Source organism: Streptomyces sp. NPDC047853 (assembly GCF_043204535.1).
In the GTDB taxonomy this organism is placed as follows: Bacteria; Actinomycetota; Actinomycetes; order Streptomycetales; family Streptomycetaceae; genus Streptomyces.
This window is the reverse complement of record NZ_JBIDCI010000014.1, coordinates 98,751-115,226: the sequence shown is the minus strand read 5'-3', so window position 1 is coordinate 115,226 and position 16,476 is coordinate 98,751. Positions and strand designations below refer to the sequence as shown.

Genomic DNA, 16,476 nt, shown 5'->3' with positions numbered 1-16,476 from the left:
GTTGAACCACGGCATTGAAGGAGACGGCTCCGACGCTGGCCAGGTGCCACCAGCGCGGTTGGCCGCGGCCGTCGGACCGCTTGTTGGGGAGGCATCGTCATGCCGGGGCTCCTCACGCCGGTCCAACTGCGGACCGCGGTGCGTGTCTGCGTACCGCGAGCAGTGCCGCATCGCCGGTGAGGCGGCCTCCCGTGTGATCCAAGACGGCCTCGATGACAGCGTCCAGCAGTTCGGTCGGGCCCACGCCGTCCGGTCGCCGCGGGGACAACAGCTCCAGCCATGACCGCAAGGGGAAGAAGACGCCTGTCTCGTCGCGGGCCTCGGTCACGCCGGCCGTGACCATCAGCACCGTTTCCCGCCGGTCGAGCGGCACGTGCCGCGCCGGGGGCGTGCCCCCGGCCAGATCCGGACCTAGGGCCCGTCGTTTGGATCATCTGATAGTTGGCCAAGGTTCTGCTGACCAAAGAGTCGTTCGCGGTGCCGATTGTGGCGTGCGCGTCGGCGGAGGACTTCTGCGTGGACTCACTGGATGAGCTCGATGTGGGGGTGGGACGGGTCGGTCGGGCAGGCGTGGAGCTGGAGGTTGTAGCCGCCGACGATGTCGATCAGCGTGAAGTTGCCGTCCCGCGCTCCCAGGGGGAGCGGGGCCGGGTTCGTCGGCTCCTCCTCGGCAACCCAGGTTCCGCTGCCGGCGTCCCATTCCGAGGAAGCGATGGTGAGAAGCGGCACCTCGTCCGTGCCGCACTCGGGGCAGGGCCGGTCGACGGGGTCGCCGAGGCCCCAGCCGGTCCAGCCGCCGGTCTTCCAACCCGGCGCGTGGCAGGCGTTGTTCAAGTACAGCTCCCCCGGGTCGTACGCGTAGTTGCTGTACAGTGCCGGGTCGATCGACGCCCATCGGCTCATGTCCTCCAGTTGGGCGCGCAGCTCCTCGGGCAGCTCTGAGGGATTGGGGTACTCCGTGACCTGTTCCGGGGAGAACAGGCACGGCTCCGGGAGGTACCACTGGGACTGGATGACCGGCGGCTCGGGCGGTGCGTCGAGGACATCGGTGACAGTGGCGGAGGAGCGCCAGAAGAGTGCGGTCGTGGGGTGGGCGCGTTCGGCGTGGTCGAAGGGGCACCACAGAACCTGGAGGAGGTCCGCGTCGGGCGGGCGCGGGAAGGCGACGTCACGGGCGTGGAGCTGAGCGACGGGGAGAAGGGGGATCGGGCCGTCGAACCACGGGCGGCCCACCTTGATCCGCTCCCAGTTCTCCCGTTCCTCGGGGGTGACCTCGGGCGCCTCGGGGTCGAGCCGCAGCCGCTGCTCCGCGGCAGCGAGATCGCGGCGCAGCAGCCGGACGTCGTCCGGGGAGTGGACCGTCTGCGACGCGTGCCTGTCGTGCGGCTCGTCGCAGTGCGGCCACGGCTCGTCGGCGGGCCAGAGGAGCGGCCCACCGACGGAACTGTCGTACACAGTGGGCGCCCCCGGCCTCGGGTGCAATCGGATGGCCGACCGCGCCAGTGGAACCAGCTGAGGGAAGAGTGCGGCGATGTCGAACGGCCGTGGCGGGGTGGTGAATATGGTCCTCATAGCAGTGATGCTGCCAGCGGCGTCTGACAATGGGTGTACCGATCCACGTCAGCTGACACCACTGAGCCTGCCTGAGGCACCGTTGCGGCTCATGCCTGCATAACGTCTGCGACGGGGACCGGTACCGCGGCAGGCTCTGCTGTGGCCCGTTCGCCGCCCGAAGGTGGCCGAGGTCGACGCGGCGATCCATACCGTCCCGTCGGGCTGCGGAACGAAAGGCGTCCCCAGCACGCGAAGCGTACCCGGAGGGTGAGGACGGCTGTTGAGCGCCGTGGGGTAACGAATAACTGCCACGCCGCCCATCGCAGACCTTGCCCACCGTCACGGTGAATAGTCCCGAGAGATTCTGTCCCTGACGATTGCGGTGGGTGACGGGCGGGGACGAGCGTCCCGGCTGCCAGAGTGAGACGGCCCAAACATAGTCAGCGCCGGGTCGTGCTGTGCAGCTCCCCAGCGTCCCGGTCGCCGAACAGCACAAACAGCTGCTGCCCGGGCCGACGGCGGTGCGGGAGCCCGCGCCGGGGCCGGGCTCCTCGGCCGCCCGTGCGGGCCCTGTTCGCGTGACACGGGCCCGGGGGAGGGGCGCACCAGCTTGGTGCCGGTCCAGTCCTGCGCCGCCGTCAGGGTGGTCACCTGGGTCAGGCCGACCGCCTGCACCCCTCGTGCACGTCGCTGGGCTCGACGTACCCCTCGCGACCCGTCTTGGGGGTCACCAGCCAGATGCAGCCGCCGTCCTTGAGACCCGTGACGGTGTCCATGAGACCGTCGGCGAGATCTCCGGCGTTCTCACGCCACTACAGCAGCACCACGTCGACGGCCTCAGCCGTGCCCTCATCGAGCAGCTCTGTGTCGGTCACCTCCTCGACCGACTGGCGCAGCTCGTCGTCGCAGTCGTCGTTCCATCCGATCTTTGCGACCGTCTGACCGGGAGTGAACCCCAGTCGCTTACCCAGACGTATCTCCGCGGTCGTCATCGCCGCCCCCGACTTCCTCGACTTCCTCGACTTTCGAGAGGCGGCCTGTCGGTACGCCCTGACGTTTCAACGGGCACCGCCACCCGGGCGTCACGCATAACCGCTGCCCCGAGCCGGACACGCCACGGGCCTCCCGAGACTCCCTTGATGCTCGCTATCGCGACACCGGCAGCGGGGCCCACCGGTTGACCGGCCAGGCGATGACGATGGCCCGGCCGATGACCTGGTCCTCGTCGATGGTTCCACTGCCGGGCAGGTCCTGGTGGTACCGGGAGTCAGAAGAGTTCTGGCGGTGGTCACCCATCACCCAGAGCTTGCCCTTCGGCACCTTGACCGGTCCGAATGGCCGGTCGCCGCAGGGGGTGTTGCCGGGATGGACGAACGGCTCGTCCATCACCTTCCCGTTGACCTTCACAGGACCGTTCCCCGAGCATTCCACGGTGTCGCCACCCACCGCGATCACCCGCTTGATCAGGTTCTTCTCGTCCGCCGACGGCATCAGGCCGACGAAGCCGAGAACCCTCTGCACCGCGTTCGGCTCCTCGGCCTTCTCGGGCAGCCAGCCCCCCGGGTCGTGGAAGACGACGACCTCTCCGCGCTGCGGCTTGGACCCGAACCACGGCGTCAGCTTGTCGACCAGCACGCGGTCGCCCCTCTGCAGCGTGTTCTGCATCGAGTCGGACGGGATCGAGAATGCCTGGACGAGGAACGTCTTGATGAACAAGGCGAGCAGCAACGCGACGCCGAGCAGGATCGGCAGCTCCTTCCACAAGGAGCGCGTCTTCCGCCGGCCGCCGGCCGCCCCCTCGTCGTCGGTTTCACCGTCCCTCGATCTCGACCGTGCGCCGGCGACAAGATCTTCCATAGCCACGCCTCCCATCCCTCCTGCGCCCCCGCTGTGGCGCACCTTCTCCGTGGTGGGCAGCGTGCACAGCGCCGGGCCCACCACCGTGTCAACGAGCGGGAGTTCCCGGCGACCGGCATGCCTCGCCATGCTCCCGCAGGCCGCTCCGTCTGTTACCCGACCAGGTCGGTGAGACAGGAACCTCAGCGGGCACCCACGCGTGCTCGTGGCAGGTTCCTGTCCTGGCACTGCGATGCAGCACGACGCGGAAGCGGGCCGACCGCTGGGACTCGATGCGATCGGCGGAGCCTTGCTCCGGGCGGCAGAACGACACGGACTCCACGTGCCGCTCCAGACGTCTGGTGGTCGAACTGGACACCGACTGAGCCACCGCCCTCCAGTCCCTCGTCGGCCGCACAGGGACAGGCCGTGTTCGACGTCCTTCACGTGGACGGCGCACACCTCACGGCCTAGCCCTGACCCCACCGCCAGACCACCCCGAAGTCCCTGCTCGCGGAAGCGGCGTCGGCTGCGCCCTTGACGCTGTATCCGTCGACCATCGCCCCGGCAACAGCCCGCGCGCGGCTTACCTGGGGGGTGACTGCGGGCGACGAGGCCGTGCTTCGAGACGGGAGCGAGTCGTACCCGCCGGGGTGCGGAGGCGGGACAAGTGCAAGGGCCGCGCCGTCACCGGGCCCCGCACGCTGCTGCTCGCACGCCGTGACCCCACAGACGCCATGCGCTGCACCGGCTGTTGAGACTGCGCGATGCCGTGATCTGCTTGACCACGGCGCATCCGCACGAGTTCCCTACGCCGTGAGGAAGTCGATGAGCGCCTGGCCGATCTTGCCGGGCACGTTCTCCGTGGGGATGTGGTCGGCATCCGGGATGCGTACGAGCGTGGTGTTCGGAATCTCCGAGGCGAATCGCTCGGCGTACTCCACCCTCTCGTGCATGTCGTCCTCGCCCCAGATCAGCAACTTGGGCGTCGTGGAGCACCGTAGTGCCGGGATCAGTTCAAGTGTGTAGCGGTGGTGGGCCGCGCCCGCCAAGGCCATCCAGGAGCGGCGGACCCGCGCTTCGGCCCACGGATCCACGTACTCCGCGACTCGCTGCTCGGTGGCCGCACCGGCGAGTGACCGAGTCACCGCCTGTCGGCGGGCGTCGAGCACGTCGTCGGCGGTGGTCCCCGGGCCTTGGAAACGGGCTACGTGGGGCGCCGGCCAGGAGTCGTAGAGGACCGAATTGACCAAGGCCAACCGGGACACCTCCAGACGGTCGTGGACGAGGAGATGCTGGGCAATCGCACCGCCGATGTCATGACCCGCCACGGCGATCGGCCCGGAAAGCCCCGCCGCTGAGGCAAATCGCATCACCCAGGCCGCAAGGGCCGGGACCGTGGCCGTCTCCAGGGTGAGTTCGCCACCCGAGCGCCCAAGCCCGGGAAGATCGACGGCAAGGGGCCGCAGTCCTCCCGCCGCGAGGTGGTCGAGTACCGGGAGCCAGACCCGGCTCCAGTACGTTCCGTGCAGCAGCAACACGGCAGGACCGTCCCGCTCCACGGACAGGTAGCTGGCCGTTTCGCCGTCCACTGGGACCGTGGACCGGAAGACTCCCGTTTCGGTGATCGCATTCATAGGATCACCGTGCCCGGGGACGACCGTTGCGGCCGAGAGTCTGGAAAGACACCTGTGGGTACTTTCCTGCCATGAGCCTGCATAGAGTGGTGGCCCTGCTCAATCCACCCCAGTCCCCTTTCGAGCTCGCCTGCGCCGCCGAGGTGTTCGGCGCCGTCCCGCAGGACATGCCGGCCCACTACACCTTCCGGATCTGTGCCGAGCGGCCCGGCCCCCTACCGACCACCGTGGGTTTCACGATGCTCGTCGACGCCGGGCTGACGGCCCTCCAGGAGGCGGACACCGTGGTCGTCCCCGGCTGGCAGCCCCCCGGCGCACCGGTGCCGCCGACCGTCACCGACGCGCTGCGGGCCGCCCACCGGCGAGGGGCGAGGATCGTCGCCATCTGCACGGGAGCATTCGTCCTGGCTCGAGCCGGACTGCTCGACGGCCGCGACGCCACCACCCACTGGCGCCGCGCCGCCCAGCTGGCCGCCGCTTTCCCCCAGGTGCGGGTGAACCCGGACGTTCTCTTCGTGGACCACGGTGACGTGGCGACCAGCGCCGGAACCGGCGCGGGCATCGACCTGTGTCTGCACCTGGTCCGTTCCGACCACGGATCCGCCTACGCCGCCCAGATCGCCCGCAACATGGTTCTGCCGCCGCACAGGGAGGGCAGCCAGCGCCAGTACGCGACACAACCCGCACCGGCCAGGGCCGACGAGTCACTGGCGCCGCTGCTCGACTGGGCCACCTCCCGGCTTCATACCCGGCTGACCCTTACTCTCCTCGCCGAGCACGCCGGGCTCTCCAGCCGAACCCTTGCCCGCCGGTTCACCGAACAGCTCGGCACCAGCCCTGGACAGTGGCTGCTCGGGCGGCGCCTCGACGCGGCACGGGCTCTGCTGGAGGAGACCGACCTGCCGGTCGAAGCCATCGCCACGCGGGTCGGACTCGCCTCGGCGGTCAACCTGCGCCGCCGCTTCCGGGCGCATACCGGCACCACACCCGGCACCTACCGGCGGATCTTCGGTGAAACCTGACGGCCGATCCGGCGTCCAAGGGGACGTCGTAGGTCAAGAAGGCACCGCCACCGCGCTGACCCGGCCTAGCGCACGTCCACAGCTATCCAGGCAGTGCTTGTTGTCGGGCACACGAGCCCTCGGCTTGTCGGGCACACGAGTCCTCGGCGAACGTGCAGGTCATCGTGGACGCGGACACCTGCCTGGTGGTGGCTGCGGCCCGGCAACACGGCGGACGCGAAAGCCTGGCGGGACTCCGGCCTGGCCGAGCACTGCCAGGGCGTGACCGTTCTCGGTGACGGCGCCTACATGGGCACCGGCCTGGTCGTCCCGCACCACAAGCGCCCGGGACGTCCCCTGCTCAGGGCGAGGAGGACGACAACGCGCAGCATCGCAAGGTCCGCGCCCGTGTCGAGCACACCTTCTCCCGCATGAAGAACTGCACTGCAGGATCCTCAGTGACCGCCGGCAGCGAGGCGACGGCCTCCACCACGCCGTCCAGGCCGTCGCCCGCATGCACAACATCGCGCTCGCCGCGTGACCCCACACACCCGGACACTGCCCATGCCTGCGAAAGCACGGGCTTCTGCAGCATCCTGTAGCGCCTGTAAAACGAAAGTGGCTGGTTGTGACTATGTGGCCCGTGTTTCCATGCCGGAGTGAACATCGAGAGTTCCGTGGTGCCGGATGAGAGGCCGAGCCGCTGGGTCCGGCAGAGGGCTGATGGTGATGTCGAGGAGTGCGTGCGGATCCTCGCGGAGGTCCATGCGCGCGACGGCTATCCGGTGAACTGGCCGGACCGGCCCGGAGAGTGGCTGTCACGCGGTCCCCTGCTGGGATCCTGGGTTGCCGAACTCGGGGGCGGCCTGGTCGGGCATGTCAGTTTGTCGCAAGGCGGCGAAGACGATCTGGCCCCGACGTTGTGGAACGAGCGGAAGGGGGCGACGCGGGGCATGACCGCCGTGGTCAGCAGGCTGTTCGTTGCCCCGCAGGCGAGGGGGCATCGGATCGGTGCACTGCTGATCGGCCAAGCAGTGGAGGAAGCGCGGCGCCGTGGCCTGCATCCGGTGCTCGACGTCGTCGCCTCCGATACCGCAGCGGCAGCCCTGTATGAGCGGCTGGGCTGGGAGCTGATGGCCACAGTCGAGCAGCAGTGGAGTCCGCACCAGACGGTAGCCATCCGCTGTTATGCAGCGCCATCGTGACGTGGTCAGTCAGTTGTTGCACGCTCGGGGTGTCAGTGAAGCATGCCAGGATCTGAACATGTCAGGTACTGGTAAGGCTCGTGGTCTGGACGTTCTTCGTGCGGACCTTCCCATCTACACCCTCACCTTCGCCAAAGGCTTGTCTCCCACCGAGTTGCTGGGACGCATGGGGGCGGATCCCGAGACCGTGGCGCTCCGCGACTCGGTGGACCTGGTGGACGAATTCGGTGACACCCTGCTCGACGAGGACGAGCCGGTGGTTACAACGGGAAGCGACGGCCTGTGGACCTGGGCGTGGGAGCAGGGCGGCATGCACGGACTGGACGAGGGAGTGCTGTCCAGGGTCTCCCATGGGACGGAGGTCGTGGCGCTCCACTACAACGAGAAGCCGATGTACTGGTTCAAGTACGCGGTCGAGGGCGGCATCGTCGTCGACTTCCACACCCTTCAGCCGCTCGACCCGACCGGCCTGGATCCCCACCGGCTTGAGGCATTCATGCACCCCCTCGGCCTCGTTCCGAGAGGGTGGGCTCCCATACACAGCGTCCTGGCTCTCGCAGAAGATGCCTTCGGCCTCCGGGTGACGCCGGCCGCAGAGGGAGAGGAACGCTGGAGTGGCAGCTTGCTGCCCCTGCCCCTGGAAGAATGACGCTCAGCAGCGCTTCACGCACGACGGCGCCGATCTGGCAGTTCTCGGTGCGGCCGGCGGTGCCGGAGTACTGGAGCTGCTGCACGCCCGCGGAGTGGCGCCCTTCTTGAGTAGGCCGGTGTCGTCGAGGACCAGGACTCCGTCGGCCTCGCCGAGCTTGTCGGCGACGTATGTCTGCAGATCGTCGCGGACGTGGTCACGCATGCGTCGCCGCAGGTCGGCCCGGCCGAAACGGTGGCCGATCCGCAGGAAGGCTTGTCGTCGAGTTCACGGTCTCAGGTCGCGTCGGCAAGGTCGTCCATCACGCGGAGAAGCTGCCCTCATCACCGCGTAGACAGTTCTCGATGTCATTCGTTGGAGGGCCGGTCCGGCAAGACCACCCCTGACATGCCAGCAGCCAACTACACTCCCGGCGATACCTCTGATCAGGCCAGATAGCGAACCGCTGCTGGAGTACTGGACCTCCCTACAGCCGGTCCCCCCTGCTGGGTGGTTCCGGAGGGTGTATGCCTCCACCATCCTTGACGTCCACTTCACAGGTGCGTCGGTCATAGGACTGGTCATTGGGGATCAGTAGCACTCTGGCAACCTGCTCAGGGTGCTCGACGGCGAGCCAGTCGTCGCCCGTCTGGGGATCGTCGGCCGGCCCGAATGCCTGGTAGGAGTAGATCGTCTGGCACCCCAACGCCACACGCTTCTTGTCGACCGCGCAGGCGTCCACTGCGGGGCCGGAATATTCGTCGGCACCGTCGAAGCGGAAGCGGAAGTGGACCCGGTCGCCTTCGGAGGGCACCTGCGGGTGAGGCTCGAGGCGCCAGTCAACGACCGCGGCGGTGACGCCGAGAGGCTGCCCCTTCGTGTTCACGACCTGCACCCTGGAACCGGCCTTGCCGCGCTCCGCCGTCGTGTCGTTGCACCCCAGGGAGGAGCAGCCGGACAGGGCGAGAGTCACCAGAGCCAGCGGGGAAACGGCGATCACCCGTGCAGGTACCACTGAGATGACCTCCGGTCGGGCTGGGGCGGGGCATTACACCACGGATTCTGTCAGCTCCGGCGTGCGGGCCGAGGCGCGCGCAGGAGCGGAACAGCTCTGGATCGCCCAGGCTGGATAGCCGGCCCCTCCGGGCGGGTCGGCTATGACCAGGGCCAACGGGCGAACGGTTCGCGCCGGTTGACTTAGAACACCTGGACGTGCTGAGCCGACAGGTAGCGGGACAGGCCCGCACTGAAGGCGCCCATGCCCCCGCGGCGCCTTCGCGAAGGGTCGGTGGTCCTTCACTGATCCTTCGCTTCGAATGCCTGTGCGACAGCCAGGCTGTCCTCGTAGACATGGTGCCGGGTGACAAGTCCGCCTTCGACGGTGAGATGCAATGCAAAGCGCGCCTTGTAGGCACGTCCCGTGGGGCGGGCGGTCTGCCGAATCTCGCCCAGCACGACTGCGTCGCTTCCGTCGATCAGGATGCGCTCGACCTCGGTCGCCACATGCTCCGGCACGTGGCTCTCGGCCAGTTCGCGATAATGGGCGGCCGCGTCGGCCCGGGTGGATCGGTGACGGATCCACGGCGTGGCAGTACGGCCGTGCTCGGCCTCAGGCCAGTCGAGCTTCCAGTCGCCCTGCTCGGCATACAGCTCGGCGATGCGCTCTGGGTTGCCCTCACCGATTCTGTGCAGCAACTCCTCAACTACGGTACGCGTGTTCGTCGGTGTGTCTATGGTCATGGCTGGTCTCTCCGTTCTGGTCCGCGTCCTGTGACGCGGAGAGATCACCAACCCTGCCGTCGTAGGCGTGCCGAGACGATCACCTCGGACGTAAGGCGAGTGGATCACCAAGATCCGCTAGCGATGTACGCCTCGTAAGACAGGGAAAGGGGCATTGGCGGGTATCGAGGGGACGGGGTCAGGCCGCTGCGCACGGTATGGGATTCGTTCACGCGGCCCAGCCGGGCCAGGAGTTGCTTGCGCGCGACGCGGCATCGTCGCAGCGGTCGACAAGATGTGTGCAGCGGGTCATGAGGACCGCGACGATCGGATCTGCCTGAAGCGAGGCCGGTTCGCCACCAGCTGCTACGGCCGGCGTGATCTGATCACGGACGACCGCAGCCAAGGCGCTGTGCGGAGCGGGTGGCACCCTGGATGAACCCGGCCGGCTGCGCCTGAGCCAGGTACCGTACGAGGGCTCGAACTCCATGTTGTATCCCGACCCTGCCCCGCTGCCAGACTGCCCGGCAGGGCGGAGATCGTCTCACGGCAGCTGGTGATCACCGCTCTTCGGTGCGGGGCGCGGCTTCGGCCGCATGTCTCCGGCGTAGGTGGTGTGGTAGTCCGGGACGACGATCCGGCTCTCCGGGGACTCCTGGCGGACCAGCGCGACGAAGGCGTCCAGGTCCGTCGCCGGGTCGCGGCGCGGTGGTTGGCTCAGGGGCGTTTCGAAGTTGTCCCAGTGGACGGGTACGACGACGCCTGGCTGCCCGAGTGCTCGCAGCAGTCGTGACACATAGCGGGACGTCGACTTGCTGGACGGCACCGCGATCATCGCGAGATCGGGGCCGAGTCCTTGGACCGCCCGCTCGGAGAAGTCGCTGGCACCCATCAGGAAGACCGAGGGCGCGCCACTGCCGGCCGTCACCTGGAAGGCGAGCGTGTCGCCCTCCGGCAGGTCGGAGATGGTACGGGGGACTGTCGACGGTGGCGCGTGCAGGGTTCCCGGAGCGAAGTAGGTGTGCCGCTTGTTGCGGCTGTGCAGGCTCGACACCACCTGGACCGTGATTCCGTCGAAGTCCAGCACCTCCCCACCCTTGACCACCGAGATCTGCCCGGGGTCGACGCCGAACGCGACCAGCAGGTGGAACGTCGTCTCCGTGCCGACGACCCGGGCACCGGTGGCCTTGGCGATGTACGGCACGTCGGCGATGTGGTCCCAGTGGGAGTGGCTGACCAGGACGAGTTCGGGGCGGCCGACATGCTCCCGCACCCGTTGAGGATCGGAACTCAGCTTCGTACCCGGCTCGAAACTCCCGTCGAACAGGCCCGTCCTGAACCGGGTGAGGTACGGGTCGAAGAGCACGGTCCGCCCCTCGACGTCGATGCGCCAGCCGGACGTGCCCAGCCAGCGGAAGGAAGGTGAACCAGCCCGCGCGGCCGTGCGGGTCGTGGCGGTGGTGGTGGCGGTGGCGGGGGAGGCGAGAAGCGGGGCGGCCGCGCCGAACGCGGCGCCGCGCAGCACCGTGCGCCGGCCGAAACCCTGGATGCGTCGCTTCGGGCGGGGTGCGTCTGTGTCGTCGCTCATGCGGCCAGGAGATCAGGAGACGTCCATCACAGTCCAAGATCGAATTGCACGCGGTCTCATATGCATTCCTGTATGGGGCCAGGTCATCGATGGTGGCGGCGGAGAAAGTCGACAGCGATCCGAGCCGCTGTGCCGATCGCCGCGTCGACGGCCGTCCGTGATGCGGCGAGTTCCCTCGTGCGGGCGAAGACGGAGACCGCGTAGCGGCCGCCGTCGGGATACCGGACGACCCCCGCCTCCATGTGAAGGCCGGGAAGGGTGCCGGTCTTCGCCGCGACCGTCGCCTCGTCCGGGAACCCCGACACCAGCCGGTGCCGGAACACCTGGCGGGACATCAGTTCCCGCACCTGCGCGCAGGCTTGCGGCGGGCCCGCCTCGTCCCGCCAGATGAGGCGCAGCAGCCGGGTGACCTCGCGGGGCGTGCTGGCGTTGGTCCGCGAGGGATCCAGCACGCTCATCCGTCTCTTGCGCTCCTCCGGGAGCGCCGGGTAGCGGAGGGCGAACTCGCTCTCGTCGCGTGCGCCGACCTCGCTGAGCATCGACTGCAGCACATCGCGAGGACCGCCCACGATCCTGGTCCGGTCGAGGCGGAGCTCCTCGGCCAGGAGCCGTACCGTGTCCAGACCGACCTGTGCCAGCAACAGGTCCGCCGCCGAGTTGTCGCTCACCGAGATCGTGAAGAGAGCCAGGTCGCGCAAGGACATCTCGACATCGTCCGCACAGCCGGCCGTACCCCAGCCCCCGAGCCGGTCCGCTGCGGTGACCCGGACCCGCGCACGGGGGTCGAGCTGACCGGCGGCGACCTGGCGCGCGAACTCCAGGACCAGCAACACCTTGAAGATCGAGGCGATCACGACGGGCTCGTCGGCGCCGACGGCGACCTCGTCGGATGCCGCCCCTTCACCCGCGGCCGCCGTATCGCCCGCCGAACACCTGCCGCTCCTCGCCTCACCACAGCCCGGCGCCCCACCGATGGGAACCGCGTGCAACACCCCCTCGGCACCCGCCCCCGCGAAGACCGCACGGATCTGATCCTCGACCATCACTCAGCCCCTCACGTACAGTCCCTGACTGTGGATCTCTTGCGCCACCTGCGCATCTTTGTCGCTGTCGCCGAAGAGCTGCACTTCAGCCGGGCCGCCGACCAGCTCGGTATGGCCCAGCCACCCCTCAGTCAGGCGGTGCGCAGGCTGGAGAAGGATCTCGGCGCCGAGCTGTTCGACCGATCGCGCCGGCAGGTCGAACTGACACCCGCGGGCGCAGTGCTGCTGGACGAAGCCCGTGAACTCCTCCTCGGCGAACAGCGGTTGCGGACGCTGGCCCGCCGCGCCGGGCAGGGCGACGCGGGCACCTTGCGCGCGGGCGTGCCCCCCGGCACGACGGTTGCCACCCTGGCGCTGCTCCTCGGCGCATGTGCGGAACACTATCCGGGCATGTCCGTCGATCTCCAGGAGATCACCACCGACGAGCAACTGCGCCTGATCGGGTCCGGCGAGCTCGACGTCGGCCTCGTCCACCACCCCGTGGACGTCACCGGCCTGCGTCTCGGTCCGGAGGTGCGCGTGGAACTCGGCGTCGTCCTGCCCCGTGTCTCACCACTGGCCCGGCTGCCGGAGGTCGCGCTGGCCGAGTTGAACGGTCACGACCTCGTGCTCCTTCCACGTGCGCAGGCCCCTGGCTGGTACGACCGGATCCTGGACACATGCCGGGCCGGGGGCTTCGCTCCCACCGGACTGCGGCATGCCTCGCGCCCCGAACTCCTGCTGGCCCTCGTCACCGCGGGGCACGGCATCGCCTTCGACCAGGGGCCGGTGGCCGGCAAGGAGCCCCGCGTCGTCTGGCGGCCGCTTGCGGGCCGACCCCTCACCCAGCGGACCAGCGGAGTCTGGCCCGCCGACCGCTCCTCCCACCCCGCCGCCCCGCACTTCGCCGAACTCGCAGCCGACGTACTCGCCCGCGATCGCCCGGCGATCCCGCACCGCAGCGACGACGCGCCCGCGGATGCCGAGCTGCCCCGCCCATGGGCGGTGGTGTATGACGAGGCGGCATCGCGCGGGTAGGCGGTCCCGACTCCGTAGACGACCGGTGGAGGCATTCCTAGGGTTCGTGCTGGGGTGCTGAGGCCGAGGCGATTTTCCTCGTTGCACAAGGTGAAGCTCGGTTCGCTTGGAGGTCCCAACAAAGGCGTCGGGCGTGGCGGTGGGTGATCAGGCAGGCGGCGAGGCGGAGGGCTGCCGTGGATGTCGTCACGTCTCTCCCAGCGGATGAGTAGGCGGCGGAAAACCGTGGCGCCAAGCGATCGCGCGCTCGGCGACGTAGCGGAAGATGACCAGGCCGATGCCGTGCGGCTCTCCCAGAATCCGTTGCCAGCTCTCCTCACTGGGGATCCACGGGGCTTGTTCGATGTGTCGCACGAGGCCCCGCCGCGGTCTGCGACCACCACGGCTTGCCTGTCCCGAGGCGCTGTTGGACGGTCGCGTTCGAGAGGCCTGTCGGCGCGTCGTGGGCCCTTTGCGGGTCGAAGAGGCCCGGTCCAGCATGTCCCTGATCCAGGCTGCAATAGTGTCCGGGCGGGACAGAAGCGGGTCCGCGCCTCCCACAGCGCAGAACCGCAGGTGGGCCTCGGCCGCCCGCCCGTACGCGTCGATCGTGTTCGGAGGACGTCCGATGTTCGCCATGAACTGCAGCCACCGGCGGGCCAGATGATGATCTGCGACAGCGGGGAACTTACCCACGGGAGCGGGCCATCTCGGCGTGGTGGCGCCGCAGTCGAAGTCGGCATGCGGGTTGTTGTGCACATGAGGTAGCGATATCCGGTGAGGATCATGCTTCGTGATCCACAGCACAAATCGGTGATGGTGAGTGTCGGCGGCAGGCAGGATGCCTTCTGGCGGCTGACTCGAACAGTAGGTGGCACGGTGATCCTCTTCGTACCGGTGGTAGCCCTTGCTGCCGTCGCGCTGACCGTCTTCCTTGTGGGCAAGGGCATCGGAGTGGCTCTCCCGGGGCATGAGCGCTGGTCAGGATGGCGTCGTCCGCTTGTTGTCGTGGCCTTCGCTTGTTCCGCCTCGGCTACGGTCTTCTACTCGCTGGGCGTCCTCGTTTTGATGATGACGGTGTCCACGGCTCAGGACGGTGGGACGGACTCTGCCCCGTTCCCGTACAACCACCCGTGCCGGATCCACCTGACGGGATCTGTGGACTATGAGGTCCAATTCCACAGTTTGCGCACTCTGTGTGTGATGGAAGACGGGGAGCGCATAGCGGTTGACGACGTTCCGCAAGGAGTTCGGGTGGCCGCAGCGGGATCGATCGTTGCCGCCGCTGTGTCAGCGGGCGTCGTATGGGCATTCTCTCGTCGGCTGCAGAACGGCACCTCCTCGTCCGGTTAGTCCTCCCCGTCGCAGCGGTCAGTCCGACCGGTTCCACATGAAGCGAAACGTGCACTACTGAGTTTCTCGTTAGTTCTGTGGGTGGGAAGCTGAGGCGGTGCCAGCATGTGAAGGTGCCATACGAGTCGCAGACTGTTGATGCTGATGTCTCCGTTCCGTCGTTGACACGGCCGCAGTTGGCCGAGGCCCGGCGTATGCGCGCGGTCGAGTTGTTCGAGCAGTAACGTCCTTCATCCGAGGTCGCCCGGGCGGTGGGGATCCATCCCGAAAGCGTGCGCCGGTCGAGACGGATGTGGGAACAGGGCGGGGCAAAGGCCCTGCGACGGCGTCCAGCCCCCGGCCGGCCACCCGAACTCGACGACACCCAGGTCGAGGCGGTACGGGCCGCGCTGGAACAGGGCGCCCAGGCGCACGGGTTCGCCGCAGACTTGTGGACCCTGGAGCGGGTCGGTGTGGTGGTGGAACGGGTCAGCGGGGTCAAGCTGGCCCGGGCATCGGTGTGGCGCCTGCTGACCGGACGGCTGGGCTGGAGTCTGCAGCGGCCCCGGCGCCAGGCTGTCGAGCGGGACGAGAGCGAGATCGCCCGGTGGGTCGCCACGGAGTGGCCGCGCATCAAAAAGGGGCGGTGAAGAAACATGCCTGGATCGTCTTCTTCGACGAATCGGGGGTCTCGCTGCTGCCCGAAGTGCGCCGCACCTACGCACCCCGCGGCCGCACTCCCATACTGCGGCACCGGCTGAACCGGAAGCGGGCCGGCATGGCTGCCGCGCTGGGCTACCACGCCAGTGACCCGCACCGTGGCCCGCGGCTGTGCTTCCACCTCAAGCCCGGCAGCTATGACACCACCAGCCTGATCGGAGTGCTGGAACAGGTCAAGACCTTCTATGCCGGCGAGGCGGTGGTGCTGGTGTGAGACGGACTGTCGGCCCACTGGAGTCGCGGCATGCGAGCCTGGGTGGCCGAGCAGGACTGGCTGACGCTGGAGCGGCTGCCGGCCTATGCCCCCGAACTCAACCCGGTCGAGCTGCTGTGGTCGGCCATCAAAGGCCGCGAGCTCGCCAATTTCGCCGGCGACCACCTGGCCGACGTCGCCGACGCAGCCGAGCGCGGCATCCACCGCATCTGCAGCGACCAACACCTCCACTGGTCCTTCCTCACCCACACCAGACTGAACATCCACCCCCAAACACCACAGAACTAACGAAAAGCTCAGTGATGGTGCCGACTCGTCAGCCCACGTCGGGCAGTGGGCGGCGGGCGACCTCGTGGGCGTCGTCCGGCGGAACACCCAGCATGCGCAGGACCATCTCCGCGAAATTGGCGGCGGCCTCGTCGCCGTCCAGGTCAGGGCGGGCAAAGCGGAGCTCCACCAGCGACAACAAGGTCCCGCCCAGCGCGGACAGGGCGACGACCGGATCGACGGCGGTGAAGCGGCGGGAGGCGATGCCGACCTGAAGATCGCGCAGCGCCCGGGAAGCCAGGCCGTTGTCCGAGTGGAGGTGGCCGAGGCCGCGGCGGCGCAGCACCTGCATGACTTCCGGGTGGGACTTGGCCATCCGGGCGCTGAGCCGGAAGCCGGCCGCGACGAGTTCCGCGGGGTCGTCGATCCCGGCGAGTCGCTCGTCGAAGCTCTGCCCGAACTCCTCCAGGGCATCCGCCACCGCCGCGTCGAACAGCTCCGTCTTGGACTCGAAGTGGTTGTAGAAGGAGCCGAAGCCGACGTCCGCGCGCTCGGCGATCGCCTGGATGCTGGCGCTGGTGTCCCCGGTCTCGGCGAGGATCTGCCGAGCGGCGCGGACGAGCGCCCCGCGGGTCTCGGCGCGACGCCGTTCGAACCGGTTTCTGGGCGGGGCTGACATGGGCATGGGCCGAGTCTAACCGCGGAGCCCAGAACTTTCACAGTTCTGATGAAATCC

At 68.5% G+C, this 16,476-nt stretch carries 15 protein-coding genes and 6 pseudogenes; 10 read left to right on the top strand and 11 right to left on the bottom strand.

From position 1 onward, the window contains the following. Positions 1–112: 112 nt before the first annotated feature. From ACGF5T_RS25120 to lepB, 4 genes and pseudogenes are all read right to left on the bottom strand, one after another. The gene (locus ACGF5T_RS25120; protein WP_392889261.1) at positions 113–373 is read right to left on the bottom strand and encodes a SpoIIE family protein phosphatase; all 261 of its coding nucleotides are present in this window, start codon (positions 371–373) and stop codon (positions 113–115) included. A 149-nt stretch (positions 374–522) separates the two neighbouring features. Then, a complete protein-coding gene (locus ACGF5T_RS25115) occupies positions 523–1,572 on the bottom strand; it encodes a hypothetical protein (RefSeq protein WP_366767531.1) in 1,050 nt (349 codons plus the stop codon). Between the two features lie 558 nt (positions 1,573–2,130). After that, positions 2,131–2,546: pseudogene (locus ACGF5T_RS25110) on the bottom strand (DUF3052 domain-containing protein); the annotation flags it as partial. A gap of 163 nt (positions 2,547–2,709) precedes the next feature. Then, positions 2,710–3,411, bottom strand: a pseudogene (gene lepB, locus ACGF5T_RS25105) (signal peptidase I); the annotation flags it as partial. A gap of 226 nt (positions 3,412–3,637) precedes the next feature. On the opposite strand from lepB, the pseudogene ACGF5T_RS25100 reads away from it, so the two are divergent. Further along, positions 3,638–3,742 (top strand): annotated as a pseudogene (locus tag ACGF5T_RS25100) (ketopantoate reductase C-terminal domain-containing protein); the annotation flags it as partial. A gap of 457 nt (positions 3,743–4,199) precedes the next feature. Here ACGF5T_RS25100 and ACGF5T_RS25095 read toward each other — a convergent pair. Continuing rightward, positions 4,200–5,027: an alpha/beta hydrolase gene (locus tag ACGF5T_RS25095; RefSeq protein ID WP_366767529.1), complete on the bottom strand. Its 828-nt coding sequence runs from the start codon at positions 5,025–5,027 to the stop codon at positions 4,200–4,202. Between the two features lie 71 nt (positions 5,028–5,098). On the opposite strand from ACGF5T_RS25095, the gene ACGF5T_RS25090 reads away from it, so the two are divergent. From ACGF5T_RS25090 to ACGF5T_RS25075, 4 genes and pseudogenes are all read left to right on the top strand, one after another. Further along, on the top strand, positions 5,099–6,049 hold the full coding sequence (locus ACGF5T_RS25090) for a helix-turn-helix domain-containing protein (RefSeq protein WP_366767528.1): 951 nt from the start codon (positions 5,099–5,101) through the stop codon (positions 6,047–6,049). Between the two features lie 128 nt (positions 6,050–6,177). Then, positions 6,178–6,569 (top strand): annotated as a pseudogene (locus ACGF5T_RS25085) (transposase family protein); the annotation flags it as partial. A gap of 202 nt (positions 6,570–6,771) precedes the next feature. Then, positions 6,772–7,233: a GNAT family N-acetyltransferase gene (locus tag ACGF5T_RS25080; protein WP_366767560.1), complete on the top strand. Its 462-nt coding sequence runs from the start codon at positions 6,772–6,774 to the stop codon at positions 7,231–7,233. Further along, on the top strand, positions 7,217–7,882 hold the full coding sequence (locus tag ACGF5T_RS25075; protein ID WP_392889258.1) for a DUF6461 domain-containing protein: 666 nt from the start codon (positions 7,217–7,219) through the stop codon (positions 7,880–7,882). Before ACGF5T_RS25080 ends, ACGF5T_RS25075 begins: the two co-directional genes overlap by 17 nt. Before the next feature lie 24 nt (positions 7,883–7,906). Here ACGF5T_RS25075 and ACGF5T_RS25070 read toward each other — a convergent pair. From ACGF5T_RS25070 to ACGF5T_RS25050, 5 genes and pseudogenes are all read right to left on the bottom strand, one after another. Then, a pseudogene (locus ACGF5T_RS25070) lies at positions 7,907–8,131 on the bottom strand (transposase); the annotation flags it as partial. A gap of 217 nt (positions 8,132–8,348) precedes the next feature. Further along, positions 8,349–8,876 (bottom strand): hypothetical protein, encoded by a 528-nt coding sequence (locus ACGF5T_RS25065; protein WP_366767526.1) that lies wholly within the window; start codon positions 8,874–8,876, stop codon positions 8,349–8,351. A gap of 281 nt (positions 8,877–9,157) precedes the next feature. After that, the gene (locus ACGF5T_RS25060; RefSeq protein ID WP_356606824.1) at positions 9,158–9,601 is read right to left on the bottom strand and encodes a nuclear transport factor 2 family protein; all 444 of its coding nucleotides are present in this window, start codon (positions 9,599–9,601) and stop codon (positions 9,158–9,160) included. 523 nt (positions 9,602–10,124) lie between these two features. Further along, positions 10,125–11,168: an MBL fold metallo-hydrolase gene (locus ACGF5T_RS25055; protein ID WP_366767525.1), complete on the bottom strand. Its 1,044-nt coding sequence runs from the start codon at positions 11,166–11,168 to the stop codon at positions 10,125–10,127. 83 nt (positions 11,169–11,251) lie between these two features. Then, positions 11,252–12,211: a serine hydrolase gene (locus ACGF5T_RS25050; protein WP_361010539.1), complete on the bottom strand. Its 960-nt coding sequence runs from the start codon at positions 12,209–12,211 to the stop codon at positions 11,252–11,254. A 39-nt stretch (positions 12,212–12,250) separates the two neighbouring features. Between ACGF5T_RS25050 and ACGF5T_RS25045 the strand changes: the two genes are divergently transcribed. The 5 genes and pseudogenes from ACGF5T_RS25045 to ACGF5T_RS25025 all read left to right on the top strand — a co-directional run bounded on the left by ACGF5T_RS25045 (position 12,251) and on the right by ACGF5T_RS25025 (position 15,761). Then, the gene (locus ACGF5T_RS25045; protein WP_366767559.1) at positions 12,251–13,228 is read left to right on the top strand and encodes a LysR family transcriptional regulator; all 978 of its coding nucleotides are present in this window, start codon (positions 12,251–12,253) and stop codon (positions 13,226–13,228) included. A gap of 756 nt (positions 13,229–13,984) precedes the next feature. Further along, positions 13,985–14,560, top strand: a complete 576-nt coding sequence (locus ACGF5T_RS25040; protein WP_356606830.1) for a hypothetical protein — start codon at positions 13,985–13,987, stop codon at positions 14,558–14,560. A 245-nt stretch (positions 14,561–14,805) separates the two neighbouring features. After that, a pseudogene (locus ACGF5T_RS25035) lies at positions 14,806–15,189 on the top strand (winged helix-turn-helix domain-containing protein); the annotation flags it as partial. Then, positions 15,186–15,473 carry a hypothetical protein gene (locus tag ACGF5T_RS25030; RefSeq protein ID WP_366767523.1) on the top strand — a complete coding sequence of 96 codons (288 nt, stop codon included), beginning with the start codon at positions 15,186–15,188 and terminating at the stop codon, positions 15,471–15,473. The pseudogene ACGF5T_RS25035 and the gene ACGF5T_RS25030, both read left to right, overlap by 4 nt. Positions 15,474–15,515: 42 nt before the next feature. Next, a complete protein-coding gene (locus ACGF5T_RS25025; protein WP_366767522.1) occupies positions 15,516–15,761 on the top strand; it encodes a transposase in 246 nt (81 codons plus the stop codon). A 28-nt stretch (positions 15,762–15,789) separates the two neighbouring features. Here the strand turns inward: ACGF5T_RS25025 and ACGF5T_RS25020 are convergent, their stop codons facing one another. Next, positions 15,790–16,425, bottom strand: coding sequence for a TetR/AcrR family transcriptional regulator (locus tag ACGF5T_RS25020; RefSeq protein ID WP_361010549.1), 636 nt, complete (start codon positions 16,423–16,425; stop codon positions 15,790–15,792). Positions 16,426–16,476 lie beyond the last annotated feature (51 nt).